The organism is Testudinibacter sp. TW-1, from assembly GCF_050613185.1.
Taxonomy (GTDB): domain Bacteria; phylum Pseudomonadota; class Gammaproteobacteria; order Enterobacterales; family Pasteurellaceae; genus Chelonobacter.
This window is the reverse complement of record NZ_CP192511.1, coordinates 2,354,168-2,379,961: the sequence shown is the minus strand read 5'-3', so window position 1 is coordinate 2,379,961 and position 25,794 is coordinate 2,354,168. Positions and strand designations below refer to the sequence as shown.

Annotated in this window: 24 protein-coding genes; 7 read left to right on the top strand and 17 right to left on the bottom strand. The window is 47.8% G+C overall.

The window, feature by feature from the left end; translation table 11 throughout:
* The first annotated feature begins 102 nt into the window (after positions 1–102).
* Positions 103–828, top strand: a complete 726-nt coding sequence (gene bioD / locus ACQ31U_RS11450) for a dethiobiotin synthase (RefSeq protein WP_431052179.1) — start codon at positions 103–105, stop codon at positions 826–828.
* Positions 829–920: 92 nt separating this feature from the next.
* On the opposite strand, the gene ACQ31U_RS11445 is transcribed toward bioD, so the two are convergent.
* The 4 genes from ACQ31U_RS11445 to ACQ31U_RS11430 form a co-directional block, all read right to left on the bottom strand.
* Entirely contained in the window at positions 921–1,235 is a 315-nt protein-coding gene (locus tag ACQ31U_RS11445) for an HI1450 family dsDNA-mimic protein (RefSeq protein ID WP_431052177.1), read from the bottom strand.
* A 135-nt stretch (positions 1,236–1,370) separates the two neighbouring features.
* Positions 1,371–4,013 carry a phosphoenolpyruvate carboxylase gene (gene ppc / locus ACQ31U_RS11440; protein ID WP_431052175.1) on the bottom strand — a complete coding sequence of 881 codons (2,643 nt, stop codon included), beginning with the start codon at positions 4,011–4,013 and terminating at the stop codon, positions 1,371–1,373.
* A gap of 316 nt (positions 4,014–4,329) precedes the next feature.
* On the bottom strand, positions 4,330–5,349 hold the full coding sequence (locus ACQ31U_RS11435; RefSeq protein ID WP_431052173.1) for a branched-chain amino acid aminotransferase: 1,020 nt from the start codon (positions 5,347–5,349) through the stop codon (positions 4,330–4,332).
* A 72-nt stretch (positions 5,350–5,421) separates the two neighbouring features.
* Entirely contained in the window at positions 5,422–5,856 is a 435-nt protein-coding gene (locus tag ACQ31U_RS11430; protein ID WP_431052171.1) for a MarR family winged helix-turn-helix transcriptional regulator, read from the bottom strand.
* A gap of 339 nt (positions 5,857–6,195) precedes the next feature.
* On the opposite strand from ACQ31U_RS11430, the gene ACQ31U_RS11425 reads away from it, so the two are divergent.
* Genes ACQ31U_RS11425 through dapB form a run of 4 tightly spaced genes read left to right on the top strand, consistent with a single transcriptional unit; the run spans position 6,196 to position 9,490 of the window.
* Entirely contained in the window at positions 6,196–7,083 is an 888-nt protein-coding gene (locus ACQ31U_RS11425) for a transcriptional regulator GcvA (protein ID WP_431052169.1), read from the top strand.
* A 24-nt stretch (positions 7,084–7,107) separates the two neighbouring features.
* A complete protein-coding gene (locus ACQ31U_RS11420; protein WP_431052167.1) occupies positions 7,108–7,518 on the top strand; it encodes a DUF423 domain-containing protein in 411 nt (136 codons plus the stop codon).
* A gap of 4 nt (positions 7,519–7,522) precedes the next feature.
* Positions 7,523–8,638, top strand: a complete 1,116-nt coding sequence (rlmM, locus tag ACQ31U_RS11415; RefSeq protein WP_431052165.1) for a 23S rRNA (cytidine(2498)-2'-O)-methyltransferase RlmM — start codon at positions 7,523–7,525, stop codon at positions 8,636–8,638.
* Positions 8,639–8,674: 36 nt separating this feature from the next.
* A complete protein-coding gene (gene dapB, locus ACQ31U_RS11410) occupies positions 8,675–9,490 on the top strand; it encodes a 4-hydroxy-tetrahydrodipicolinate reductase (RefSeq protein ID WP_431052163.1) in 816 nt (271 codons plus the stop codon).
* Positions 9,491–9,557: 67 nt separating this feature from the next.
* Here dapB and ACQ31U_RS11405 read toward each other — a convergent pair whose 3' ends face one another.
* From ACQ31U_RS11405 to ACQ31U_RS11360, 10 genes are all read right to left on the bottom strand, one after another.
* The gene (locus tag ACQ31U_RS11405) at positions 9,558–11,090 is read right to left on the bottom strand and encodes a carbon-nitrogen hydrolase family protein (protein ID WP_431052161.1); all 1,533 of its coding nucleotides are present in this window, start codon (positions 11,088–11,090) and stop codon (positions 9,558–9,560) included.
* A gap of 81 nt (positions 11,091–11,171) precedes the next feature.
* Positions 11,172–11,381 carry an aspartate/glutamate racemase family protein gene (locus ACQ31U_RS11400; RefSeq protein WP_431052159.1) on the bottom strand — a complete coding sequence of 70 codons (210 nt, stop codon included), beginning with the start codon at positions 11,379–11,381 and terminating at the stop codon, positions 11,172–11,174.
* A 4-nt stretch (positions 11,382–11,385) separates the two neighbouring features.
* Positions 11,386–11,706 (bottom strand): c-type cytochrome, encoded by a 321-nt coding sequence (locus ACQ31U_RS11395; protein WP_431052157.1) that lies wholly within the window; start codon positions 11,704–11,706, stop codon positions 11,386–11,388.
* 67 nt (positions 11,707–11,773) lie between these two features.
* Entirely contained in the window at positions 11,774–12,250 is a 477-nt protein-coding gene (locus tag ACQ31U_RS11390) for a TlpA family protein disulfide reductase (RefSeq protein WP_431052155.1), read from the bottom strand.
* The gene (locus ACQ31U_RS11385; protein WP_431052153.1) at positions 12,250–12,936 is read right to left on the bottom strand and encodes an ABC transporter ATP-binding protein; all 687 of its coding nucleotides are present in this window, start codon (positions 12,934–12,936) and stop codon (positions 12,250–12,252) included. Before ACQ31U_RS11385 ends, ACQ31U_RS11390 begins: the two co-directional genes overlap by 1 nt.
* Entirely contained in the window at positions 12,936–14,051 is a 1,116-nt protein-coding gene (locus ACQ31U_RS11380; protein ID WP_431054340.1) for an ABC transporter permease, read from the bottom strand. Before ACQ31U_RS11380 ends, ACQ31U_RS11385 begins: the two co-directional genes overlap by 1 nt.
* A 1-nt stretch (position 14,052) precedes the next feature.
* Positions 14,053–15,411, bottom strand: coding sequence for an ABC transporter permease (locus ACQ31U_RS11375; protein ID WP_431052151.1), 1,359 nt, complete (start codon positions 15,409–15,411; stop codon positions 14,053–14,055).
* Between the two features lie 3 nt (positions 15,412–15,414).
* Positions 15,415–16,839 carry a Fe-S-containing protein gene (locus ACQ31U_RS11370; protein WP_431052149.1) on the bottom strand — a complete coding sequence of 475 codons (1,425 nt, stop codon included), beginning with the start codon at positions 16,837–16,839 and terminating at the stop codon, positions 15,415–15,417.
* A gap of 127 nt (positions 16,840–16,966) precedes the next feature.
* Positions 16,967–17,494 carry an iron transporter gene (locus ACQ31U_RS11365; RefSeq protein WP_431052147.1) on the bottom strand — a complete coding sequence of 176 codons (528 nt, stop codon included), beginning with the start codon at positions 17,492–17,494 and terminating at the stop codon, positions 16,967–16,969.
* Positions 17,495–17,518: 24 nt separating this feature from the next.
* A complete protein-coding gene (locus ACQ31U_RS11360) occupies positions 17,519–19,447 on the bottom strand; it encodes an FTR1 family protein (RefSeq protein ID WP_431052145.1) in 1,929 nt (642 codons plus the stop codon).
* A 420-nt stretch (positions 19,448–19,867) separates the two neighbouring features.
* Here ACQ31U_RS11360 and ACQ31U_RS11355 point away from each other — a divergent pair, with 420 nt between their 5' ends.
* Complete coding sequence (locus ACQ31U_RS11355; RefSeq protein WP_431052143.1) at positions 19,868–21,082, top strand: aromatic amino acid transport family protein; 1,215 nt, start codon at positions 19,868–19,870, stop codon at positions 21,080–21,082.
* 76 nt (positions 21,083–21,158) lie between these two features.
* On the opposite strand, the gene pta is transcribed toward ACQ31U_RS11355, so the two are convergent.
* Positions 21,159–23,294 (bottom strand): phosphate acetyltransferase, encoded by a 2,136-nt coding sequence (gene pta / locus ACQ31U_RS11350; RefSeq protein WP_431052141.1) that lies wholly within the window; start codon positions 23,292–23,294, stop codon positions 21,159–21,161.
* Positions 23,295–23,366: 72 nt separating this feature from the next.
* Positions 23,367–24,572: an acetate kinase gene (locus ACQ31U_RS11345; RefSeq protein ID WP_431052139.1), complete on the bottom strand. Its 1,206-nt coding sequence runs from the start codon at positions 24,570–24,572 to the stop codon at positions 23,367–23,369.
* A gap of 164 nt (positions 24,573–24,736) precedes the next feature.
* Here ACQ31U_RS11345 and yfbV point away from each other — a divergent pair, with 164 nt between their 5' ends.
* Positions 24,737–25,177 carry a terminus macrodomain insulation protein YfbV gene (gene yfbV, locus ACQ31U_RS11340; protein WP_431052137.1) on the top strand — a complete coding sequence of 147 codons (441 nt, stop codon included), beginning with the start codon at positions 24,737–24,739 and terminating at the stop codon, positions 25,175–25,177.
* Between the two features lie 7 nt (positions 25,178–25,184).
* On the opposite strand, the gene ACQ31U_RS11335 is transcribed toward yfbV, so the two are convergent.
* Positions 25,185–25,637 (bottom strand): flavin reductase, encoded by a 453-nt coding sequence (locus ACQ31U_RS11335; protein WP_431054339.1) that lies wholly within the window; start codon positions 25,635–25,637, stop codon positions 25,185–25,187.
* Positions 25,638–25,794 lie beyond the last annotated feature (157 nt).

Below are 25,794 nucleotides of genomic sequence, written 5' to 3'. Positions count from 1 at the left end.
CGGCGCCTGTTAATTATTTGCTAAAAACTTGTGTTAGCTCAATAAATTGCTTTTCATTTTTGCTTAAAATTTTCCCCGTACTACGAATGTCGAGGGAAAATTATGAGTTGTTTTTTTGTAACCGGCACCGATACCGGTGTCGGTAAAACCGTGGCAAGCAGGGCGATTATCCAGGCATTGCAAAAGCAACGTTGCCAAATTGTCGGCTATAAGCCGATTGCCTGCGGTGACGGAGGTTATCATCCCTATCTCGATGCGCCGACAGAACAAAACGATAAACAGAACGGCGATGTACTGACGTTATTGGAAAGTTGCACCGAACCGTTGCAATATCATGACATCAACAGTTATACCATGCCGTTGGAACAAGAGCCGGGTTTGAATGAGTTCTTGGAGCAGCCGCAGGTGATTCAAATCGAAAAAATCAATAGCGATTTGCGGCGATTGACATCGCGCTATCAAACCGTTTTGGTGGAAGGCACTTTTGGTTGGCTGACACCGATTAACCGCACTTTGGATTTTTCCGATTGGGTTGCCGAGCATAAAATGCCGGTGGTATTGGTGGTCGGAATTAAAGAGGGCTGTATTAATCATGCGTTGTTGACAGCGCAAGCGATTGAAAAGAGCGGAGTGCCGTTAATCGGTTGGGTGGCAAATCGGATTAATCCCGGTTTGAGTAATTACAGTGCGATTATCGAGTTGCTTTCCAGTAAAATCGACGCACCGTTATTGGGGCAAATTCCCTATTTACATCAGCCGGAAAAACAGGATCTAGCGCATTTTATGAATAACATTGAGCGCTTAAGTTATTTGCAGACCATGCGCTAGCTTTGATTTCTCTCCTTCCGTGTACGGAGGAAATACCGCTTTTCGTTAGGAAAAATGGGGAGGGAGGGAAATGGCGTTCGGCGCTTGTCGCACTATTCTTTCCACACAATATGATATTCCGGATTTTCCATATCGTGCGAAATCAAGACTTTGGCGAAAATATCGTCCATTTCGTCTTTATCATTCACCAATCCGACCCAGACTTCGGCATAGGCTTCCGGATCGATTAACACGCCGATTTCTTCATCCCAATTGTCGGCGGTTTCCACCATTTCCACCGCTCCGCGTTCTTCGAATTGCAGGTTAAACAACAAAATATCCGCCGGGTCGAGGTTTTCCTCCGCCATTTCCAAAAAAATATCATAGGCGGTATCAATCGCATTATCGGGATCACGTTTGGTTGTCATTATTTATTCCTCAAAGGGTAAGCAAAGTGCGGTTAGCATACCTGTTTCTGCGCGGGAAACCAACGGGTAACCGCACTTTTATAAAAAAATACCCCTGCTATCAAGATAACAAGGGCATTATCGGTTACGGTATGATTAACCGGTATTGCGCATTCCTGCCGCGATCCCGGTGATGGTGATCATTAAAGCTTGATTTAAGTGCGAATCTTGCTGTTCTTCCGGCTGTTGGCGCAGGCGATGTAACAGTTCCACTTGCAATAAATTCAACGGATCGGTGTAAACGTTGCGCAGGGCAATAGACTGTGCAACCCATGGCAAATCGTCCATCAATTGATCTTTATGCGATAAGTCAAGCAGGGTTTTGACATCGGCTTGCAATTGTTGGCGTAATTCTTGCCCCAAAGCCCATAAGTGCGGTTCGACTAAACGTTGATCGTAATATTCGGCTAACCATAAATCGGTTTTACTGAACACCATTTCCAACATGCCGATACGGGTAGAAAAGAACGGCCAGCCTTGGCACATTTCTTCCACCACCGCACTTTTGCCGTTATTCAGCAACGTTTGAATCGAGGCGCCGGCGCCCAACCATGCCGGCAACATTAAGCGGTTTTGCATCCAAGCGAAAATCCACGGAATCGCACGCAGACTTTCAACCCCACCTTTCGGGTTGCGTTTTGCCGGACGCGAGCCTAACGGCAGGCGCGACAATTCCTGTTCCGGTGTCGCAGAGCGGAAATAGGGCACAAAATCCGGCTGTTCGCGCACAGTGCCGCGATAAATCTCACAAGAGAGCCGGGATAAATCATCCATAATGCCGCGCCATTCGGCTTTCGGTTCCGGCGGCGGCAGTAAATTGGCTTCCAAAATTGCGCTGGCATACAACTCCAAACTGCCGACCGCCACTTGCGGCAAGCCGAGTTTAAAGCGAATCATCTCGCCTTGTTCGGTCACACGCAGACCGTTTTTCAGTGATTTAGGCGGTTGTGACAATAACGCCGCGTGCGCCGGAGCGCCGCCGCGGCCGATTGTGCCGCCACGACCGTGGAACAGCGTCAATTCGATATGCAATTTTTCACACAAATTCACTAACGCTTCTTGCGCGCGGTATTGCGCCCAAGAGGCGGCCATCATGCCCGCGTCTTTGGCGGAATCGGAGTAGCCGATCATCACCATTTGTTTATTTTTAATAAAACCGCGATACCAACCGACATTAAACAGTTCTTCCATCACAGCTTCGGAATTGTCTAAATCTTCCAGCGTTTCAAACAATGGCACGACCGGGATATTCTTATTGCAGCCGGCTTCTTTCAATAATAAGTGAACGGCCAACACGTCAGAAGCTGACTTCGCCATAGAAATGACATAAGCCGAAATCACGCCTTCGTTTTGTTCCGCCACCACTTTGCAGGTGTCTAAAATCTCTTTGGTTTCCGCACTTGGCGACCATTCAATCGGAATCAACGGACGACGCGAATTGAGTTCGCGAATCAAAAACGCTTGTTTGTCGGCTTCGTTCCATTGCGCATAATCCCCCAAACCGATATAACGGGTCACTTCGGCAATCGCCATGCTGTGACGGGTGCTTTCTTGGCGAATATCCAACTGTGACAGGGTCACGCCAAAGCAGCGGATACGGCGTAAGGTATCTAACAATAAGCCGTTGGCGATAATCCGCATTCCGCAGTTGGAAAGGGACGTGTAGCAATCGAACAGCGGTTGCCAAAGTTGCTCGTTTTTGGTGATAATCTGGTCGATTGTGGTTCTCGGCTGTCTATCCGCCAATAAGTCATTGTAGTGATTTTGCGTCGCTTTTAATTTGGTACGCAGATCTTTGACGATATAGCGATACGGTTCTTGGTGTTCGCCGTATTTGGCTTTGAACTCCTCGGTCGCTTCCACCATTGAAAGTTCATCGGATAACAGCTTAATGTCTTCCAAAAACAACTCGGCGGCTTTGGCGCGCGCCAAATTCAACACATTGCGGGTGACGGCGCTGGTGACAAACGGGTTACCATCACGATCGCCGCCCATCCATGAAGAAAATTTGACCGGGGTAAAATCGACCGGCAGGGTGAAATCCAGATAGTCGCGGGTGCTGTCGTTGAGTTGACGCAAAAACATCGGCACGGCTTTCCATAAGCTGTTTTCAATCACCGAATAGCCCCATTTTGCCTCTTCAAACGGAGTCGGGCGCTGCGTACGGATCTCATTGGTGTGCCATGCCTCGGCAATCAGTTGCAACAAACGGCGTTCGATTGCGGTGCGCTCTTTCACGGTCAAATCGGAATGCTCCAATTTGCTTAGGCATTTATTGATTTCAACGTGTTTATGAGTCAGTGAACGGCGGGTGACTTCGGTCGGGTGAGCCGTCAACACCAACTCGATCAACAGATTATCGACCGCACTTAGCACCTGTTCTTGTTTGATACCGTGCTGTTTGAGCTTACTGAACAAGCTGCCAATCGAGCGCTGGCTGGAATTTGCGTCGTCATGGTGGCGTGAAATGGTTTGGTATTGTTCGGCAATATTGGTCAGATTCAAGAAATGGCTGAACGCACGCGCCACCGGAATAATATTGTCATTGGAAATCGTTGCGAGGGTATCGAGCAACGCTTGGCGCGCTTTGTCGTTGCCGGCGCGCGAATCACGCGAAAGAACACGGATATTTTCGATCAAATCGAGAATATCGCTGCCTTGCGCATCACTGATGGTTTCGCCTAAAAACCGTCCGAGCATACTGATATTATTGCGCATTTCACTGTATTGCTGAATCATAGTTTATTCCTTATTCAGAAAGTCAATTTTAAAATTTAGAAACTGTGATAGATATAACAAAAAATAGGAAAGGCGGTCAATCTAAATTAACTCGGATTTGGTATTTCTGATAAAAGATTGCATTATTTTTAACAAATACGAAAAATAACCATGAACGATGTGAGAAAATCATCATCTAATTAAACAGAATTGAAACAAATATAGATTTTTAAAGTGGAAAAATAAAACCAATTGATTTTTATTTTTTAATATAAAAAAACCGCACTTGGCTTATTTTGAACAGCCAAAGTGCGGTTGCTTAGACAACTATTGGCAGTCAGACTTTGACAATCCAACCTTCCGGCGCGGCTACATCACCGAATTGAATGCCGGTCAGTTCCGCATAGAGTTTTTTAGTCACCGGTCCGACTTCGGTTTCGGAGTAGAATACATGAAAATCATCACCGTTTTGAATGCCACCAATCGGAGTGATGACCGCCGCCGTGCCGCAAGCCCCGGCTTCGATAAACTCATCTAATTTATCAATATACACATCGCCTTCAACCGCTTTCAAGCCCAAACGTTGTTCTGCCAAATAGAGCAGTGAGTATTTGGTGATACTTGGTAAAATCGATGGTGACAGTGGGGTAACAAATTGGTTGTCTTTGGTGATACCGAAGAAATTCGCCGAGCCGACTTCTTCGATTTTGGTGTGGGTTTTCGGATCAAGATAGATACAATCGCCGAAGTTGCGTTCTTTTGCCTCTTTGCCCGGCAGCAAGCTGGCGGCATAATTACCGCCGACTTTGGCTGCCCCGGTGCCTTGCGGCGCAGCGCGATCATATTCGGAAATAATGAAGTTAGTCGGTTTCATCCCGCCTTTGAAATAGGCGCCGACCGGACAGCAAAAAATCGAGAAAATGTATTCCGGGGCGGCGTGTACACCAACATTATCGCCCACGCCGATTAAAAACGGACGCAAATACAAGGTTGCGCCGCTGCCGTAAGGACCGACAAACTTTTCATTGGCTTTAACCACTTGTTTACAGGCATCGACAAACATCTCCACCGGCACTTGCGGCATTAATAAACGTTGGCAGCTGCGTTGCATGCGCTTGGCATTTTCGTCAGGACGGAACAGGTTAATACTGCCGTCTTTACAACGGTAGGCTTTCAACCCCTCAAAACATTGTTGCCCATAGTGAAGTGCGGTTGAGCCTTCGCTGATATGCAGCACATTATCGGTAGTCAGTTTGCCGCCGTCCCATTTACCGTCTTTCCAGTGGGAAATATAACGGAAATCGGTTTTGATATAGCCAAAGCCTAAATTTTCCCAATCTAATAAAACATCACTCATTGTTTTTCCTTACTCTTATTTCTTTGCTTTAGATAAAAATATCCGTCATTTTTATCCTATTTTTACGTCAAATCAATCATTAATTGATTTCGGGCTGAATTTTTGCAGCAAGCGTTGCAGTTGTTGCGTTTCACTCGCAGACAGGGCGGCGAGCAGCGTCGCTTCAAATTGTTGTAACAACTGGTGAATTGCTTGTTCTTTATGTTGTCCCTGTTTAGTCAGAAAAATATTTTTGCGCCGCGCATCACGGGGGTTGTCTTTGCGCACAATAAAATTTTTCCGTTCCAACAGATCAATAATTTTGGTCATCGAGGAGGATTCAATTTGCAGCTGCTTCATCAAGCTGCTTTGATTTTGCCCATTTTCGCTAAAAAGCAACAACAAAACCCGCGCTTGCGAGAGGGTCAAGCCTTCTTGCTGTAACAGTTGATCAAGGGATTTGTTAAGGCTTAACGTCAGGTTTTTTAACTGCCAAATAATAGATTGACTTTGGTTTTCAGAACTCATAACTGATTTTCCCTGCAAAAATGAATTGGCTGAAAATTTAACATAACAATCGGCCGGAAGATAGGATAAAAAATGCAGGTTTATGTTAGAATAAGCGGCAGAAAAAAGCCACTCAAGGATTGAGTGGCCGATAAACCAAATGGGTTTTAAAATATACAGGAAGTTAACAGTAAAACTCAAATCTAGTGAACTAGATAAAACACAACATCATACTTAAAAACAACACCATGTTGCTTAAGCAATGCGACCATTTTAGGTTTTGCCGTCACGAGTAACAATTTATATTTTTTTATCGTTCGCATAAATTTTATTTATGCGATTTTAACGACAGGATATGTCATGCATAAACGTTTGCCCCCGTTAAATGCACTTAAAGCGTTCGAATCGGCCGCCCGTCATTTAAGTTTCACCAAGGCTGCAGATGAACTGTTTGTTACCCAAGCCGCTATCAGCCACCAAATTAAATTATTGGAAGATTTCTTAGGCAATGCGCTGTTTATCCGTAAAAACCGCGCCTTGGAGCTGACCGAACAGGGCAGTGCTTATTTTCATGAAATCAAAGTGATTTTACGCCGCTTGGCGGAAGTAACGGATCAACTCAGAAACAGTCAGCATGATCTGGAACTGACCATCAAAGTGCCGCAAACCTTTGGTTTGGCTTGGTTGGTGCCGCAACTGAGCGAATTTAATCGGTTATATCCGGCGATTGAAGTGAATATTCAGGGTTTCGATTATGATGAAAGCGATATTCTCGCCGATGCGGATGTCGCGATTTTTTATGGTAAAGGCGATTGGCGCGGGCTAAAAAGCCAGCGTTTATTGGAGGGGTGTTTGTCCATTTTGGCCGCCCCGAAACTGCTACAGCATAAGCCGTTGCAAAACTTAACCGATTTGTCGCAACACAATTTACTGCATATCCACACCCGCGAAAATTGGCAGCGGATGGCGGCACATTTGCAGTTGGACAATCTCAATATTCAACACGGCTCGGTGTTCAGCCATACGTTTATGGCGTTACAAGCCGCATTGCATGGGCAAGGGGTGGTCTTGGCAAACAAGATTCTGGCACAGCAATATATCAATGACGGCTCGCTGAAAGAGGTCTTTTTCACCGATGTGACCGATCCAAAATCATTTTATGTGGTGTATCATCCGAATTATTCGGATAAAATACAGACCGTTTCGTTTATCAATTGGATCATCGAACATATCCGACAACACCACTAACCACCCGACAGACCAAGGATTACTATGGGAAACCGTTTTTTAACCTTTGCCGCCATCAGCGGTTTTTTCTGCGTCGCATTCGGCGCTTTTGCCGCCCACGGTTTGGAACCGCACTTGACCTTTTTACAACTGGATTGGATCGAAAAAGGCTTGAGATACCAAGTTTTTCATACCTTGGCGTTACTCGCATTGGGGCTCTTTGTCACCGCAACCAAGAACCAGCCTGCGCCGGCGTGCCGTAATCGTGGTTTAAACTGGATCGGTTACAGTTGGGCCATCGGCATTCTCTGTTTTTCGTTCAGCTTGTACGGATTGGCATTAACCGATATCAGAAGTTTAGTGTGGATCACGCCGATTGGCGGCACGGCATTTTTAATCGGCTGGGGCGCGTTGGCGTTTATCAGCATTGCCGGCAGTATGAAGCCAAGAGGTTAAGCTCGTGAATAAATTGGCATTATATTGCCGTATCGGTTTTGAAAAAGAACTGGCAGCGGAAATCAGCGAAAAAGCAGGCGATTTAGGCGTGTACGGCTTTGCGCGGGTGGTGGAAAACAGCGGTTATGTCATTTTCGAGTGTTACCAAGCAGGCGAAGCCGATCGCTTGGCGCAACAAATCCCGTTCAACCAACTGATTTTTGCCCGCCAACTGATTGTGGTTTCCGATTTATTGAGTGATTTGCCGCTTGACGACCGTATCAGCCCGATTGTGGTACAATATCAGCAAAATCAGCAGGTTAACTTGCAACAAAGCACCGAGCTGTGGGTGGAAACCGCCGACACCAATGAGGCAAAAGCGTTATCGACCTTTTGTCGCAAATTCACCGTGCCATTAAGGCAACAATTGAAAAAGTGCGGTCTGCTGAATTTTCGTGAAATTCGCGGCAGCGGCGTCACCTTGCATGTGTTGTTTATTACCAATGATAGCTGCTATGTCGGTTATTCTTACAACAACAACCATGCACCGCACTTTATGGGCATTCCACGCCTGAAATTCCCAAGCGACGCGCCAAGCCGTTCCACCTTAAAACTGGAAGAAGCGATCCTGACTTTTCTCAGCGAAAAAGAAGAAAAGCAACGCATGAACGATCAGATGAAAGCCGCTGATTTGGGTGCTTGCCCCGGCGGTTGGACTTATCAGTTAGTCAAACGCGGCATGTTTGTGTATGCGGTCGATCACGGTAAAATCGCACCGTCGCTGATGGAAAGCGGACGGGTGGATCATTGCCCGGAAGACGGTTTCAAATTCCAACCGCCGAAACGCACCCGCTTGGATTGGCTGGTGTGCGATATGGTGGAGCAACCGGCGCGGATCACCGCCTTAATGAGCAAATGGTTGCTCAACGGCTGGTGTCGTGAGATGATTTTCAACCTAAAACTGCCGATGAAAAAACGCTATCAAGAAGTGCGGTCTTGTTTGCAAACATTGAGTGACGATCTGAACAAAAAGGGCATTAGCCATCGGCTGCAAGCCAAACAGCTTTTTCATGATCGGGAAGAAATTACCGTGCATGTCTATCTGGATTCGGTTTACCGACCGTCTTCGAGTGATAAATAATATTGGATACATAGAAAGTAAAATGAGGAATTAACGATGACAGATTTACGCATTGCCGTTGCCGGCGCAGGTGGGCGCATGGGGCGCCAATTAATCCAAGCGGTGAAGAACGCCGAGGGCGTGGTGTTGGGGGCAGCCTTGGAGCGCAGCGGTTCGAGTTTGGTCGGTGCAGACGCCGGGGAACTTGCCGGAATCGGCAATATCGGCGTGGCGGTCAGCGACAATTTGGACAGCGTGAAAGATCAATTTGATTTGCTGATTGATTTCACCCGCCCGGAAGCCAGTTTTGGCTATATTGATTTTTGTGTCGCCAATCAGAAAAAAATGGTGATCGGCACCACCGGTTTTGACGACGCAGGCAAACACGCGATTGCGCAAGCGGCGGAAAAAATCGGTATTGTATTTGCTTCAAACTACAGCGTGGGCGTGAATTTGGTGTTCAAATTATTGGAAAAAGCAGCCAAAGTGATGGGCGATTATTGCGACATCGAGGTGATCGAAGCACACCACCGCCACAAAGTCGACGCGCCGTCCGGTACCGCACTTTCAATGGGCGAACATATCGCCAAAACCTTAGGGCGTGATCTCAAAACCCACGGCGTTTTTGCCCGCGAAGGGATCACCGGCGAACGCAAACGCGATGAAATCGGCTTTGCCACCATTCGCGCCGGTGATGTGGTCGGCGAACACAGCGTCTGGTTTGCCGACGAAGGCGAACGGGTCGAAATCGCCCACAAAGCCTCCAGCCGCATGACCTTCGCCAACGGTGCGGTGCGTGCCGCCAAATGGCTGCAAAGCAAGCAAAACGGTTTGTTTGATATGACCGATGTGTTGGATTTGAATAATCTCTAAACACAAATATCAAAATAATCATCAAAGTGCGGTTTTCAGCGAACCGCACTTTGGTCTTACACCGCTTTTACTTCTTTTTCCAACGCAACTGATACAAATCATTGCGCCGATCCTTCAAATTACGCACGCTGCCGAATTCATGCAGTTCGCGCAATTCATCAATATTCACATCGGCAATCAGCACCATTTCGGTATTCGGTGTCGCTTCGCTTTTGACGCCGTTGGTCGGGAAGGCAAAATCGCACGGTGTGAAAATCATCGACTGGGCGTATTGGATATCCATATTATGTACATTCGGCAGGTTGCCGACCGAACCGGCAATGGCAACGAAACATTCGTTTTCAATTGCACGTGCTTGGGCACAATGGCGCACCCGTGAAAAACCGTTTTGCGTATCGGTTAAAAACGGTACGAACAGGATTTCCATGCCTTGATCGGCAAGCAAACGGCTGAGTTCGGGGAATTCGACATCGTAACAAATCAAAATGCCGATTTTGCCGCAATCGGTATCAAACGCCTTTAATTGGTTACCGCCGATCATGCCCCAAATTTTGGCTTCGTCCGGGGTGACATGCAATTTTTCAAAGCGCTCGGTGCTGCCGTCGCGTCGGCATAAATAGCCGACGTTATATAAAGAGTCGTCTTTGATTTCCGGCATGCTGCCGGTGATGATATTGATGTTGTAGCTGATGGCCAATTCTTCGAATTTACCGACAATCGCCGCAGTATATTGCGCCAATTTACGAATCGCTTCCGGTTCGGAATCGTTATTATATTTCGCCATCAGCGGCGCATTGAAAAATTCGGGAAAGAGAACAAAATCGCAGTGGTAGCCTGATACCGCGTCAATAAAATATTCCGCCTGCTGCATTAATTCAGCGACATTGCGGTAGGGGCGCATTTGCCATTGGATCAAACCCAACCGCACTTCTTTCTTGTTTTGGGTTGCCAAGTCACTCGGCGGTTCGTAGTAGATATTATCCCAGCGCATTAACACCGCATATTCGTTCGAGGCGACATCGCCTTCGAGATAACCTTTCAACACTTTGCGCGGGTGGAAATCATTCGACATTTGGAAATTCAATACCGGATCGTTGATTTCTTTGCGTCGCACTTTGTCAATATAGGCTTTCGGCGTCAATTGATCGGCATATTTATGATAGTTGGGAATCCGCCCGCCGAAGGAAATGCCTTTCAGATTCCGCTTTTCACATAAATCCTTGCGGTAATCGTATAAACGCCGCCCCAAACGCAGCCCGCGGAATTCCGGTTTGATAAATACATCAATCCCGTACAAAATATCGCCTTTGTCGGTGTGCGAATCAAAGGTATCGTTCGCGGTGATTTTTTGGTAGGTGTGGTTGTCGCCGTATTTGTTGTAATCGACGATGATCGACAGCGCACAGCCCGCCAAACAATCATTCACTTTAATCACCACCTGACCTTCGGGAAATTTATTAATCAGGCGTGAAATTTCCTCTTCGCTCCAATAGGCATTCGGCAGAAGGGAATAGGCGCTGATCATCGCGTCTTTCAATTCCTGATAGTCATTCAAGGTGAGATAAGTCAGTTCGATATTCTCAATATCTTTGGTGTCCATAAGGTTCTTCCTGTTATTGATTAACTGCTTGATTTCAGGATAAAACGATAGTTGAGAAAAATCAAATGTTGAGTAATCGGGCTAAACCGCACTTTGCGCCAGCAACTCACCGGCTTGTTGCCAATCGTTGTTTTTCTGCAATTGCACAATGGTTTCAAAATCGATACTGTGCATGAGCAAATCGGCACTGTGATTTTTACCTAACGCCTGATTGACCCCGCGATTGATCTGCGAATAGTAGAGCAGGGTGCTTTCCGGGCTCATGCCGCCGATAATACCGATTTTTTGCATAGGATTATTTGCCTAACGTTGCAATATACGCCGCCAAATTTTGCCTATCTTGTTCGGTTAAGCGCGACTTCACTGTGTTGCCTGCCCCTTCGATTTCACCGTTTTTGCGTTTTTCCAATGCCGTGACAATGTCATTTTTTGCCATGCCTGCAATCACCGCTGAGGTGTCAAATGCCTGTTTTTCCGCATTGCGGCCGTGGCACATGGCGCATAACTGCTGATATTGGCGTTTGCCTTTGGCAATATCCGCCTCGGCGACCGCACTTTGTGCCGTCAGCAAGGCGAGGGTAATGGCGCATAAGGCGGGGGAAAAATGAAACCGCATGTTGAAAATCCTGTTGTTAACTGAATAATGCCGCTATTTTAGTACAGAATAAGTAAGCCGTCCGCAATTATTCAAACAGCGCATTAACCCGTTCGTGATCGAAGCCTTCCATGCGTTGTTGTAACACGCCGTTGGTGGCGATGAGAAACGAAGTCGGCGTGCCGATCACTTGGTAACGTTCGGCGGTGATGCCAAGTTGATCTCTCACCACCGGCAGGGTAATGCCGCGTTGTTTGGCGACGGTGGCGGTGTCGGCGTTTTTACCGTCGATATTGATCGCCAGAAAATCCAGTTTATCCGGATGAGCTTGTTGCAAGCGCTGTAATTCCAACATTTCGGCAATGCAACCGCCGCAGTTTTCCGACCAAAAGGTGATAAACAGCGGTTTTTGTTGCACCACATTTTCCAGTTTCACCGCTTCGCCGCTCAAATTAAAAGTTGCCAGTTGCGGCGCTTTTTTGCCGACGGTGGCCTGTTGCTCTTCGCAGGCAGTCAGGAACAGGCAGGTTAGCGCAAATAGGGTGGTTTTCAACAACGTTTTCATCAATTTGTCCTCGATTCATATTTTTCTTCACGCAAAAATTTGCCGTGTTGCAAGAAGATGGTGCGGTGTGCCAGTTTGCCCAATTCCGGATTGTGGGTCACCATCACGATGGTGCGCCCTTGCAGGTTCAGTTCGGTCAACAGTTGCAGGATTAGGCGTTCGTTGGTTTCGTCCAGATTGCCGGTCGGTTCGTCGGCAAAAATCACCGGCGGACGGTTGACTAATGCACGGGCGATACACACCCGTTGCTGTTCGCCGCCGGACAGTTGGCTTGGCAGGTGATTGATTCGATGTGCCAAACCGACTTGGGCGAGCACCGCTTTCGCCGACGCTTCGTCGGTGACACTGTGATAATGTTGCGCCAACATCACGTTTTCAAGTGCGGTCAGGTAGGGAATCAAATGGAATTGTTGGAACACCAACCCGATTTTCTCGGCACGAAAACGCTGACGTTGCTCTTCGTTCAGCTTGGCGGCGTCTACGCCGTCTAAAATCACCTTGCCGTCGCTGGCGGTGTCCAAACAGGTCAAAATATTCATCAGCGTGGTTTTGCCGGAACCGGAAGCGCCCATAATCGCTACGAATTCGCCGGCGGCGATTTGAATATTGATATCGTCAAGTGCGGTCACCTGTCCGAAACGTTTAACCAAATGGCGGGTTTCGATCACCCATTTTTGCTCTGTCATTATTCACCTTTCAATACGTTGGCGGTTTCAATTTGTAATGCCCGTCGGGTCGGCACGATCACCGCAATCATCGCCACAATCAGCGAGAGCAGCAGCGTGATCGGAATTACCGGCAAGCGCAGATCAATGCTGGATTTAAACACCGCGATCCCCAACACCTGCGCGAGAATATAGCCTAAAATCAAGCCGGCGAGTGTGGCAAGCAGGGCAATCAGCAGGGTTTCGGTGGTGATTTGTTTGATGATATCGCCGCGTTTGGCGCCCAATGCTTTTTGCAGCGCGAACTCTTTGGCACGCTCGGCGATAATCGCAATTAAGGTGGTGTTGACGCACAGGGTCGCCAAGATCAAAATCACCAACGAAATTAAGCCCATTAAGCCTTTGATTTTATCCAGAATCTGCCCTTCGGAAGCGGAAACTTTACGAATCGGGCGAATTTCCAAATCGGGATATTGGCGGCGCAGCTGTTCGGCGAATTGCTCCACCTGTCCCTGTTCATTTTTCACGCTTAACAGCGCGTAACTGATTTGATCAGGCTTGTTCAGCCATGCCTGTGCAAATTCCAGATTGACGATCAACATATTGTCGGTGGCGTCACCGGCTTCCACGATCGCTTTAATTTTGAAACTGCGTTTTTGCTGCTGCTCGTTGCTTAAGGTGATCTCGTCGCCGAGTGTTAAGTGCAGCCGCTCGGCTAAGGTTTTGCCGATCATCGCATTGCGCTGATCGAAATTCACTCCGATTTGTTGTCCGCGGATTTGCCAATAGGGCGCGAGGGTCGGCATGGCGTCGTACCACACGCCCATAATTGCGATTTTTTCCAATTCACTGCGGGTCACGCCGTATAAATAGGGGGCGGCGGCATTTAGCAAACCGGTCGGCGCTTGTGCCAGAATTTGTTGAAACGGCTGTTGCGACAGCGTGGTTTGATGTTTCGAGCCGATATAAAAATTGGCGCCGAAAGTGCGTAATTCTTGGCTCATTTTGGTATTGATATCAAAATAGACCGCAGACATCGCCGTGACAATTGCCGCGCCGACGGTCAGGGCGGCAAAAATAATCGCGACCCGTTGCAGGCGCAAGCGCAACGCACGGAATACCAAACGCCAGAACATATTAACGCCCATACAACACCTCGATCGGATAGAGTTTGGCAATGCGGTGCGCCGGAAACCAAGTGCCGATAATCGCAATCATCACCGACAAAAACAGCACGCACGGCACCACAATCCAAGCAAAAGAGAGCGGTTGTCCGAACAACGCATCACCGATAAAACCAGCCAAGCCCCAACCGGCAAGGCAACCGAATAGCCCGCCGATAACGCCGCTTAAACCGGCTTCGCAATAAAACAGCAGATTGATTTGCCGTTGATGTGCGCCCAGCGCTTTCATCAAGCCGATCTCTTTGCTGCGTTCGATGATATTGCTGGTCATCAACGAAGCGATTCCCATTGCGGAAGCCAACAGCGCCGCCAACGTGACGACCGCCAACAGCAACTGGATTTTCTCAATGACCACGCCTTCGGAGGCGGCGACCTGCCAAATCGGGCGCACCACTGCGCCGGATACCGCTTCTTCCAGCTGGTGGGCGATTGACGAAACATAGGCGGTGCAATACCAGCGGTCATACTCTTCGGCGTCCAACGCTTCCAGATTTTCCCGCGCTTTGCGCGACAGATCGTTTTCCGGCACGGTCAACGCCGAAACCCGTACCGACTGCACTTTGCCGTGGAGGTTCAAACTGTTTTGCAGTGCGTGCAGCGGCACGATCACCTGATTTTCTTCATTGCCGCCGCTCGACAGAATTCCGCTTACCGTTACCTCTAAAAGTGCGGTCATCTCTGCGCTAGAGTCAGTGAACGGACGTAATTGCAACCGATCACCGATATGAATATCGGCACTTGCCGCCAGTTGGCGCCCGACCAGTGCTTGCGGCGCAACCGCACTTTGAGTGTTAGCACGGTTATGGCGGTGTTTGACACTGTCATCCACCCATTCGCCGTCCACCTGCCAATACGGGCTGATGATTTTCTGTCCGGTGTGATAATCCGGATCGTCCGGAATGCCGATCGGATAGTCAAAAAACGTGCCCAGTACGCTGATATCTTGTTGCTGCGCTTGTCCGTTACGGCTAATCAACTCAAAAGGCGCATTCAATTGCGGCGCAAAGCCGACGATATTGTTGCCCCAAAAAATATCTTTAATGTTAGGCAGTTCTTTTTCGTCTAAAAAATCCTGCCCCTGCAACAGATTTTCCCGTTCTTGATCGACTTGCGGCAGCGCGGCTTGGGCGGCAGGTTCAATCAAAATATTGGCGCCGTAGGATTTCAGCTCTTTTGCCATTTTATCGCCGATATCAATCGACACCGCCAACAGGGCGGAGATTAAACCGGCGGCGAGAAAAATGGTGAAAATCGCCAAAAACTTGCGCCGTAACCCGTTTTTCCACGATTGTAACAACATACGTAACAGCATAACTTATTCCTCCGCCAAGCGGGTTTGCGGCGCTTGGCTTTGCGGCGCAAGGTAGCGCTCAGGATTGTCACGGAATTGATTGATATTCTGTTCCGAAGCAAAAAAGTAGGTTTTGCCGGCGTAGTTGTATTTAAATTTGGCGTCGGTGTTGAGCAGCTTGCTGCCGTCTACCGGATCAATCACCTCCAATTGCACGATGGTCGAGAAGTAGTTCAAACCTTCTTCCAAGCTTTGCTTGCTGATGATCACCTGTTGTTCGGTTTGCCGCCAATCGTTAATCGGTACCGGATTGCAGCCGCCCGGCTTACCGATCGACGGAATAAACATATGCACGCCGCAAGCCACGCAGATCACCTGATTGCCTTGCATGACATAACCCTGATCGCCGCACAGCAGGCAGGCGTCAAACACCACGCCCAAGCTGACACGATCGCTTAACCGGTTGATAATAAAGAAACGCACGGCTTTGCCTTCGTCGGAAATCCAAACGAAGCGGTGTAATTTGCCGTCGCTGACCTGTTTGATGTCGATATGCACTTGCCCGTCTTGTGACAATGTCACCGGCGTGGCTTGCGACAGGCGCGGCGGCTGCGAAGCGATTTTATCCCAATACAGCTGTGCGGCGATCACTATCAGCGCCAACAGCAAGCCCGATAGCGTAATGCGGCGCGCTTGGCGATAAAGTGCGGTTTTTTGCCGTTTTTCGATCAGATCGGTTTGCTGTGCCAACACATGCTGGCGCGGACGCTGCACGCAAATGAAAAACAGCAGGCTGATAGCGATAAGCATGCCCGCCAGCAGATAATTATTCCAAATGGTCAGATTCAGGCTTTTGGCAACAAAACTGAGCAGGGTTTTATCCAGATCGATCAATTGCAATTTAATCAGCGACAGCAAAATTTGCCCGCTGAGCGGTAACAACAGCCAAACGCCCAACAGCAGCATAGCTATCAGCCGCAGCTGCCAACAAGCGGAATAAGCCAATGCGCTTTGCCGCAACAGACTGACAATCCAGTTGGCGCACAACAGACAGAGCAAAAGTGCGGTCGCTATTGCAAACAGATTAAGAATAAAATCAGTATTGATGATCTCGGTGGAGGTGATTGCACTCAAATTCGGATTTTGCGCCCAGAAAATACCGGCGAACAGCAGTAACAGGGTTTGCGCAAGGTAGAGCAGTTGCCGCCGATTCAGCCAAGCACTGAACAGGCTAAACAGCAACACCGACGCATAACCGATTGACAGGATCAGTTTCAGGCTTTGGTTGACGCTGAACAGTTGCCATAGGACAAAGCCGCTGCAAAGTGCGGTCAGAGAGAGCCAAAACAGCGCTTTGTCCGGCACGGTTCGCTGTTTTGCCCACAACAAACCGCTGAGTACGCCGAACGGCAGCAATAATTGTAAAACCGAGGTGAAAAAGTAATTCATTGCAACAACCTTTTATGTTTTTAAATCCTATGCAGATTGGAATAAATAAGATTTAAAAAGATAAAATTACCACCCTGAAAAGCGTGCAAAACACCGGCAAAGCAGAGTGGTAACGACCGATTTCAGATCAATTCAAACCGGTATATTTAAATTCAAACGCCGCATCAAACGGTTTCCACCAGCGGCCGACACCGGTTTCGTCATCGGTATGGCGGTGCAACCCCGCTTTTGACGGCGGCTCGATGTGGTAAGTCACTTTATAGTTGCCCACGCCCATCATTTTGATGTTGGCGCCGTAGTGCGGACCGTCGCCGGCAACCATCGGCATAAACGTGCCTTGTTGTTTTTCACCGGTATCCAAATTTTCCAAGGTATAATTAATGGTCAGATACGGCATCCATTCGCCGGCGCCGAAGCCGTTTTTATTGCCTTCGATCGCATGAATATCCGCTTCCAGATGGATATCCGATTTCGCCGCCGGTAAACCCATACCGCGCGGTTCCATATCGATCGGCTGCAAATAAACCGCTGCGATTTCCATTTCGTTCATGGTAACCGGTTCGCCTGCCGGATACTCTTTGAATGCCAGCGCCGAGGTAGCGGAGAAGATACCGGCGACGAGGGTGGCGGTGAGCAATGTTTTTTTGAAGTTCATAAAATACCTCTTAAAAGTTTAGGATTAAATAGCGTGTAATGCCTGTTTTTTAGCGCTGATTTTCATATACAACAGGGCGAAAATCGCCGCCAAGATTAAAACGGCTTGCGGAATTAAGGTTTCGAGATACGGATAAATTCCCAACCAGGAAATTTCAGGGAAGCCGTCCAGTAAGGTCGGTTGAACCAGTTTTCCCTCAATCAGTTCCAACACGCTTTTACCGGCAAAGACAAACGCCATCAGATACATAAAGCCGCCCGTCAACATAAAGAACGGTTTTAACGGCAGTTTGACCACGGTAAAACGCATAATCAAATAGACAACCAACAATAACATCACGCCGATCGCAAAGCCGCCGAACAGATATACATAGCCGTCGGCAGATTGGATATCGCCCACTAATGCGTAGTAAAACAACACGGTTTCCGCCCCTTCGCGGTAAACCGCCAGAAAACTGGTGAGCCATAACCCGATCAACGAGCCGGTGGTCAGGGCGGTGGAGAGCTTGCCTTCAAGGTAGCGTTTCCAATTTTGCGCCTCTACTTTCGACAGCAGCCAATAGCTCATCATAAACAGCATAACCACGGCGAAAATCATGGTGATACCTTCCAATAATTCACGGTTTGCGCCGGAATTTTCAAACAGCAACTGGAAGATAAATGCGGTGATCACACTGGCGACAAGGGCGATAACCACCGATTGGCGGATAACCGGCAGCTTGTCCTGATGATGGTTTTTTACCAAATACGCCACAATCGCCGCCACAATCAGCAAGGCTTCCAAGCCCTCACGCAGGATAATCAGCAGGCTGTAGAGGAAAATATCCCAAGCGCCGCCGCTGTTTTGGCTTAATAAACTGACCGCACTTTGCAACTGTTGCGCCAAGCCGTCCGCTTGTTGTTGCAGTTGCTCCGGCGATTGCTGCGCTTTCATTTGCCCGACCAGACGGGTGAAAAAGCCCTCCAGGGTGGTTTTCAAATTGCTGTCGCGCGAGCCGATACTGCTTTCCATGCCGGAACTTTCGAACACATCGAAATAGGTGTCCTGCACCGCCATAATCGCCTCGTCACGCTTACCTTGTTGATAGTGTTGAAGTGCTTGCTGAATGCCTTGATTAACCTCGGCGGCGACCTGTTGCCAATTTTGCGTGCTGTTGTTTTGCGGCTCGGCGGCTTGCATTGCCTGCGCTTGTTGCGCCTGTTTGGTGGTCGGCAGGTTCGGCAGTTGATCTTCGATATCTTGTAATAATTGGGTAGTTAAATAGCCCAGCTCGCTCAGGTTTTCAGCCTGTTGTGCGGCTTTGATCAGATCGTAAAATTGTTGGTTGAGAGCGGAGGACTGGGTGGAAGAGCGGTTTTGCCGAATTGCCATTTCCATTTCGGAATTTTTGTAACCGTCATATTGCGCCTGTTGAATCAACTTCTTGGCGCTGTCCAAATCGCCCTCTTGGTAGGCGCTGATCGCTTGTGCCAGCAGATCGTCGATAATCTGAAAACTTTGTTGCCAATAAGGTGCAATCTCACTGTTTTGATACGCGCCGTGTTGCCCTTCGGCGGTGAGGCGGTGTCCGTCGTTCAACACCGATTCCAGCCGATTCAACTCATTTTTCAACCAATCAATTTTTTCTGCGATAACCGACTGCGGCTGATTTTGGGTGATCATCTTGCGGATTTCGCCGAAAGCGGCTTCCAACTGGTAGCTTTTTTGTGCGGAAATGTTGATTCGAATCGGGCCTTCCAAATTCTCAAACACCTCGAAATACGCCATTTGCACCGCACTTTTCGCCTGATTGACCTCGCCGTTTTGATAATACCCCAGAGTGTTATCCAAGCGTTGTTCAATATCGGCGATATAGGCGCGATAACGGTTATCACCGTCAGTTTCGGTCGCGCTCAGATTCAGGCTGACGGAGAAAAGTGCGGTCAGTAATAAATATTTAATAATTTTTAACATATTAGTAACACGAATAAAAATGAGAACCTTTATCATGATAAGATAGGCAAATTATGAGCCGATCAGAATTTATTTCAAGCGGATTTTCTCGAATATTTGTTCTACCTCAAAAAATGCAGCAATTTAATTCGGCAGTAGCGTGTTTAATATTGACACTAATAGTCGGGAAAAAGATTGAAGCCGCAGGATTTTTAGCGTTTTAGTCGCTAAGATTTATTAAAAAATATTCAATTTCATCTAAAAATCTTGCGCAAAATCACAAAATGACTATTTAATTCGGATGATACTTGCTCTTCATTCAAGATTCGAGTATCTTACGCGCACAATAAAAAGCGCTATTTCAATAGCCATCTATTTGCTTTCCGAGTAGTGCCCATTTCATGGGCACTTTTTTTTTAATCAGAAAAATCGAGACATGTTGTGAAAAATAAAACATTGGGCAGCACTTTATTGGTTGCCGGAACAACGATTGGTGCCGGGATGTTGGCAATGCCGATTACCTCCGCCAGTATGGGATTTTCATTTACCGTTCTTTTGCTATTGATTTTATGGGTTTTATTGTCTTACAGTGCGTTGCTGTTTATCGAAGTGTATCAAACCGCGCGGATTGACGACGGCTTGGCTTCATTGGCGGAGCAATATTTCGGTTCTGTCGGACGGGTTATAGCAACATTGGCGCTGCTGATTTTTATGTATGCGATTTTATCGGCTTATGTCACCGGCGGAGGTTCTTTGCTCAGCGGTTTATTACCGATCATTGGCGATGATGAAACCACAACCCAAGTCAGCATTGTGTTGTTTACCGTGGTGTTAGGCATTTTTATTATTCTCGGCACATCGAGTGTGGATGCGGTCAATCGGCTGTTTTTTCTAAGCAAAATCGCTATTTTTCTGTTTGTGTTGCTGATGATGTTGCCGCGCGTTTCTTTAGATAACCTGATGGCAATGCCGCTAAATCATGCGCTGATCTTATCTGCCGCCCCGGTTTTCTTTACTTCGTTCGGCTTCCATGTGGTGCTGCCGAGTATCGTGAAATATTTAGACGGTGATGTGAAGCGCTTGCGTATCTCAGTGATTGCCGGTACCGGACTTCCATTGATTGCCTATTTGTTATGGCAGCTATCCACCCATGGCGTGCTGAGCCAATCACAATTTCTACATATTTTACAACAAGACCCTACCTTGAAAGGTTTGGTCAATGCCACCCGTGAAATCACCGGCAGTCAGATTTTAAGCGAAGCGGTGCGGCTGTTTTCTTCGTTAGCTTTGGTGACTTCGTTTTTAGGGGTGTCTTTGAGTTTATTTGATTGCTTGCATGATTTGCTCAAACGGGTCAAAGTGCGGTCAAATCGTGCGTCGCTGGGAGTATTAACCTTTGTGCCGCCATTGATTTTCGCGTTGTTTTATCCGAAAGGTTTTATTTTAGCCTTAGGCTATGCCGGGATTATGTTTGCCTTTTATGGTTTAGTGTTGCCGGTTGGTTTGGCATGGAAAGCACGCCGTTTACATCCGAACCTGCCGTATCGCGTAATTGGCGGCAATACCGCACTTGTGCTCGCATTGCTGTTGGGACTGCTGATTATCGTGATTCCGTTTTTGATTGATACCGGTTATTTACCGAAAGTGATTGGGTGATCTCAATAATCAGACATAAAAAACCTGCTGTGAAAAGCAGGTTTTTTTGTCGGCTTATTATTGCTGCAAGCAACGATTATTGCGTTGCTTGAATGGCGGTTAATGCGATGGTGTAAACAATATCATCGACTAACGCGCCGCGTGATAAGTCATTGACCGGTTTGCGCATGCCTTGCAACATTGGTCCGATAGAAACCAAATCGGCAGAGCGTTGCACCGCTTTATAGGTGGTATTGCCGGTGTTCAAATCCGGGAAGATGAATACCGTGGCTTTGCCGGCAACAGGGGAGCCGGGGGCTTTAGAGCGCGCCACATCTTCCATCACCGCCGCGTCATATTGCAACGGACCGTCAATGATCAGGTCAGGACGTTTTTCTTGTGCCAAGCGGGTCGCTTCGCGTACTTTTTCCACGTCCGAACCTTGACCGGAAGAGCCGGTAGAGTAGGAAATCATCGCCACTTTCGGATCGATACCAAAGGCTTTTGCCGAATCAGCCGATTGAATCGCAATTTCAGCCAATTGTTCCGCACTTGGATCCGGATTCACCGCACAGTCGCCATAGACCAACACTTGATCCGGCAGCAACATAAAGAAGATGGACGAAACAATGGAGTTGCCCGGTGCGGTTTTGATGATTTGCATTGGTGGGCGAATGGTGTTTGCCGTGGTGTGAACCGCACCGGAGACTAAACCATCGACTTCCGCGGCTTCTAACATCATCGTGCCTAATACCACATTGTCTTGCAGTTGTTCTTCCGCAACCACTTCGGTCATGCCTTTATTTTTACGCAACTCGACCAAACGCGCCACATAGTTTTGGCGCACCATTTTCGGATCGATAATGGTGATACCCTTGCCTAATTGAACGCCTTGCGATTCAGCAACACGGTTGACATCTTCCGGGCTTGCCAACAAGATACATTCGGCAATACCGCGTTCAGCACAAATCGCCGCCGCTTTAACCGTACGCGGTTCGTCGCCTTCCGGCAACACGATACGTTTTTTGGCGCTGCGTGCCAGTTCGGTTAATTGATAACGGAATGCCGGCGGCGACAAGCGGCGCAAACGCGAAGAAGAACCGACCAAACTGTCGATAAACTGCGGATTATATTGCGCACTGGTGAATTGTTTAATGGTTTCGATTCGTTCCGCATCATCCGGCGGCACTTCCAAATTGAAACTTTGCAGGTTGAGCGAGGTTTGCCAAGTGTTGCCTTCGACACGCACCACCGGTAAGCCGGTTTCAAAAGCTTGTTGGCACAGTTTGCTGATTTGGGTATCGATTTTATAACCCCCGGTCAGCACTAAGGCACCGATTTTGACGCCGTTCATTGCTGCCAAACAGGCTGCAACCAATACATCCGGGCGATCCGCAGAGGTCACCAACAGACTGCCGGCACGGAAATGCTCGACCATGTTCGGTAAATTACGGGCGCAGAAAGTAATGCCGTGGATACGACGGGTTTTGATTTCACCTTCATAAATGATTTGCGCATTTAAGTGCTTGGCAATATCAATCGCACGGGTTGCAATGAGGTCGGCATTCCAAGGAATACTGGCGATCAAAGTCAACGGGCTTTTTGAGAATAAATGGCGAACTTCATTGATTGAGCTTTCGTTCTCTTGGAAAGAATCAAAAATTTCGCTCAAATCCGGACGGGTGCGGCCGCTTTGATCGACCGGAGCATTAAATTTATTCACCACCACACCGACTAAATTCGGGTTGTTACGTCCGCCAAAATCACTGGCAACCGCTTCCAAACGTTCGATTAATTGGCTTGGGGTGTCCGTGCCCGGTGCGGCGACCAGAATAATTTCCGCATCCAACGCTTGCGCAATTTCATAGTTAACACCGGAGGCATAGGTGCTTTTACTGGTTGGAATCAAGCCTTCCACAATCACCAATTCGTTTTTGCTGCTTAAGGATTGGTGTTGCGCAACAATTTTTTCCAGCAACACATCGGATTGGTTTTGACCGATCAACGATTCCGCTTTACTCAGCATAATCGGTTCGCCGGTATCGACTGAGGTGCTGTTGCGCAGGATAGAGGTGGTACGGTCAATCTTATCTTCGCCACTGCTTGGTTGCGAGATCGGTTTCATAAATGCAATTTTTACGCCTTTTTGTTCAAGCGCATGCACCAAACCCAAACTGACACTGGTCAGACCGACGCCGGCACTGACGGGAGTTAAAATAATGGTACGAGACATAATAACGCCTTTTGTATATTGAATAAAAATCTTAACCAAAAAACTGCCGACTTGAGTCGGCAGCGGAAAATCTTAGTTTACGGCCAAGCGCGCTGTATCTTGGGCAATAACCAGTTCTTCATTGGTCGGGATAACCAAGGCTAATGGGGAATTATCGCTGGTAATTTTGCCGGATTTACCGAAACGCGCCGCCAAATTGCGTTCGTTATCCATGTCATAACCGAATAATTTCAGGTGTGCCAAAGTCAATTCACGGATATGCGCCGAGTTTTCACCGATACCGCCGGTAAAGACGATGGCGTCCAAACGCTCGCCGATCACCGCCATATAAGAACCGATGTATTTGGCCAAACGGTAGCTGTACACGTCGATAGCGCGTTTGGCGTCTGCTTTGCTGTCATAGTTGTCTTCCGCATAGCGGCAGTCGCTGGTCACTTCGGTCAAGCCCAATAAACCGGATTTTTTGGTCAGTGTCGTTTCGATTTCTTCCATTTTCATGCCGAGGGTATTGTACATATAGAAGATGATCGCCGGGTCGATGTCGCCGGAACGGGTTCCCATCACTAAACCTTCCAACGGGGTTAAACCCATTGAGGTGTCGATACATTCGCCGTGGCGAATCGCTGCAACCGAACCGCCGTTACCTAAGTGACAGGTGATCACGTTCACTTTATCTTCCGCAATATTCAGCTCTTTCGCCACTTCGCGGCTAACATAATAGTGGCTGGTGCCATGTGCGCCGTAGCGACGAACGCCGTGTTCTTTATACATGGAATACGGCAGGGCATATAAATAGGCTTCCTCCGGCATGGTTTGGTGGAATGCCGTATCAAATACCGCAACGTTTTTCTCTTTTAACTCAGGGAAGGCTTTAAACGCTTCTTCAATCCCGATTAAATGCGCCGGGTTGTGCAACGGCGCAAATTGTACTGCGTCACGGATACCTTCGATGACGTCGTCATTAATCAGTACGGATTGAGTAAATCTTTCACCGCCGTGTACGATACGGTGACCAATCGCCACAATACTGTCTTTTAATCCTTCGCCTTGTGGTAAAATTTGGTTCACGATAAAATTTAATGCTTCGCTATGCGCCGCACCGGCGCCCAAATCGGCATTGCCTTTTTCGCCATTCAATTTCCATTTGATACGGGCGTCTTCTAAGTGAAAAGCTTCTGCCAAACCTGACAGTTTCTCATCACCGGATTGAGGATCTAAAATGGCAAATTTCAAAGAAGAACTACCGCAGTTTAGAACCAGGATCAATTTTTGTGACATAATTTTTTAACCTATTTCATGTTGAGTTAAGTAAAGGCGCAGTATGCGCAGAAAATTATCCGATATAGGATACACTTTTGATAGAATAAAATAAATTGCAATTCGAGAGAAATCCACGCAAAACGTGATCTTTATAACGATTCATTAGCGATGAGCAGGACAACATGCACCTTTTTACCACTTTTAAGTTAGGACAACATTATCTGGAAACATGGCCGCAACAGGCAAAATTAGGCATGATTTTTCCGGAAAACCGGGTTATACGGGCGGTTCGTTTTGCGCAAAAAGCCATGCCGGCAATTGCCGTGGCGGCGATAGTCTGGCAACAAATCGCCCTGCCGGGCAATCAAATGGCGTTGGCGGCGGCAGTGCTGACCGCACTTTTCGCCCTCAGTTTTCCGTTGCAAGGGTTGTGGTGGTTAGGCAAACGTGCGCAGCAGCCGTTGGCGGAAAGCGCCAAACAAGCCTATCAAAAAATAGCCTCGCTTTTGCAACAACAGCAGGTATATCTCATCTTGGCTGAAAAACCGACTTTTATGGATTTGGCAAAGATATTAAAATCAGCCGATAAACACTTATCGGCTGATTTTTGGGAGGAATTGTAGAGTGCATTTATAATGCAATCGTTTTAAACGAACGGTTAAAATAGAGCAGTGCTTCGCCGGGTTGCAGGTCAATCGTATCAATTTCAATAAAAAAGACACTGTGCGTGCCGATATGATTATCGGCAACAATACGCCCTTGCAGATTGACCAAGGCATTGCGCAAGTGCGGTATGCCGTTTTCGGCATTTTGCCACACATCCCACGCCAAGCGTTGTTCCATCGTGCTGTCCGCCATCGCGGCAAAATGCAGCGCTAAATCTTGTTGTTCCGCCTTGAGAATATTCACTGTCACCTTGCCATTCCGTTTGATAATATCATGTACTTCGCTGGCTTGATTGATACAGACTAACAAGGTTGCCGGGGAGTCGGTAACGGAAGTTACTGAAGAAACCGTAAGCCCAATCGTGCCCGCTTCGCCGCTGGTGGTTAAAATGCTGACAGCCGATGCCAAATGCGCCATGGCATCACGGAAAGAGGATTGTGTGATCAAGAGAGTATCCTGTGTTAAAAAGCGTGTTAAAAAAATGTTTCTAAACAATAGCAGAAAACCGTTTTAAATTCGAGATCTATCGTGGCGCAACCGAGCAGGAATGTTTGCTTTGTAAATGGAATTGACC

What these genes read in the sequence shown, in the direction of transcription:
- bioD (WP_431052179.1), top strand. Translation starts at nt 103, where the DNA reads ATGAGTTGTTTTTTTGTAACCGGCACCGATACCGGTGTCGGTAAAACC.
- ACQ31U_RS11445 (WP_431052177.1), bottom strand. Translation starts at nt 1,235, where the DNA reads ATGACAACCAAACGTGATCCCGATAATGCGATTGATACCGCCTATGAT.
- ppc (WP_431052175.1), bottom strand. Translation starts at nt 4,013, where the DNA reads ATGATTCAGCAATACAGTGAAATGCGCAATAATATCAGTATGCTCGGA.
- ACQ31U_RS11435 (WP_431052173.1), bottom strand. Translation starts at nt 5,349, where the DNA reads ATGAGTGATGTTTTATTAGATTGGGAAAATTTAGGCTTTGGCTATATC.
- ACQ31U_RS11430 (WP_431052171.1), bottom strand. Translation starts at nt 5,856, where the DNA reads ATGAGTTCTGAAAACCAAAGTCAATCTATTATTTGGCAGTTAAAAAAC.
- ACQ31U_RS11425 (WP_431052169.1), top strand. Translation starts at nt 6,196, where the DNA reads ATGCATAAACGTTTGCCCCCGTTAAATGCACTTAAAGCGTTCGAATCG.
- ACQ31U_RS11420 (WP_431052167.1), top strand. Translation starts at nt 7,108, where the DNA reads ATGGGAAACCGTTTTTTAACCTTTGCCGCCATCAGCGGTTTTTTCTGC.
- dapB (WP_431052163.1), top strand. Translation starts at nt 8,675, where the DNA reads ATGACAGATTTACGCATTGCCGTTGCCGGCGCAGGTGGGCGCATGGGG.
- ACQ31U_RS11405 (WP_431052161.1), bottom strand. Translation starts at nt 11,090, where the DNA reads ATGGACACCAAAGATATTGAGAATATCGAACTGACTTATCTCACCTTG.
- ACQ31U_RS11400 (WP_431052159.1), bottom strand. Translation starts at nt 11,381, where the DNA reads ATGCAAAAAATCGGTATTATCGGCGGCATGAGCCCGGAAAGCACCCTG.
- ACQ31U_RS11395 (WP_431052157.1), bottom strand. Translation starts at nt 11,706, where the DNA reads ATGCGGTTTCATTTTTCCCCCGCCTTATGCGCCATTACCCTCGCCTTG.
- ACQ31U_RS11390 (WP_431052155.1), bottom strand. Translation starts at nt 12,250, where the DNA reads ATGAAAACGTTGTTGAAAACCACCCTATTTGCGCTAACCTGCCTGTTC.
- ACQ31U_RS11385 (WP_431052153.1), bottom strand. Translation starts at nt 12,936, where the DNA reads ATGACAGAGCAAAAATGGGTGATCGAAACCCGCCATTTGGTTAAACGT.
- ACQ31U_RS11380 (WP_431054340.1), bottom strand. Translation starts at nt 14,051, where the DNA reads ATGTTCTGGCGTTTGGTATTCCGTGCGTTGCGCTTGCGCCTGCAACGG.
- ACQ31U_RS11375 (WP_431052151.1), bottom strand. Translation starts at nt 15,411, where the DNA reads ATGCTGTTACGTATGTTGTTACAATCGTGGAAAAACGGGTTACGGCGC.
- ACQ31U_RS11370 (WP_431052149.1), bottom strand. Translation starts at nt 16,839, where the DNA reads ATGAATTACTTTTTCACCTCGGTTTTACAATTATTGCTGCCGTTCGGC.
- ACQ31U_RS11365 (WP_431052147.1), bottom strand. Translation starts at nt 17,494, where the DNA reads ATGAACTTCAAAAAAACATTGCTCACCGCCACCCTCGTCGCCGGTATC.
- ACQ31U_RS11360 (WP_431052145.1), bottom strand. Translation starts at nt 19,447, where the DNA reads ATGTTAAAAATTATTAAATATTTATTACTGACCGCACTTTTCTCCGTC.
- pta (WP_431052141.1), bottom strand. Translation starts at nt 23,294, where the DNA reads ATGTCTCGTACCATTATTTTAACTCCCGTCAGTGCCGGCGTCGGTCTG.
- ACQ31U_RS11345 (WP_431052139.1), bottom strand. Translation starts at nt 24,572, where the DNA reads ATGTCACAAAAATTGATCCTGGTTCTAAACTGCGGTAGTTCTTCTTTG.
- yfbV (WP_431052137.1), top strand. Translation starts at nt 24,737, where the DNA reads ATGCACCTTTTTACCACTTTTAAGTTAGGACAACATTATCTGGAAACA.
- ACQ31U_RS11335 (WP_431054339.1), bottom strand. Translation starts at nt 25,637, where the DNA reads ATGGCGCATTTGGCATCGGCTGTCAGCATTTTAACCACCAGCGGCGAA.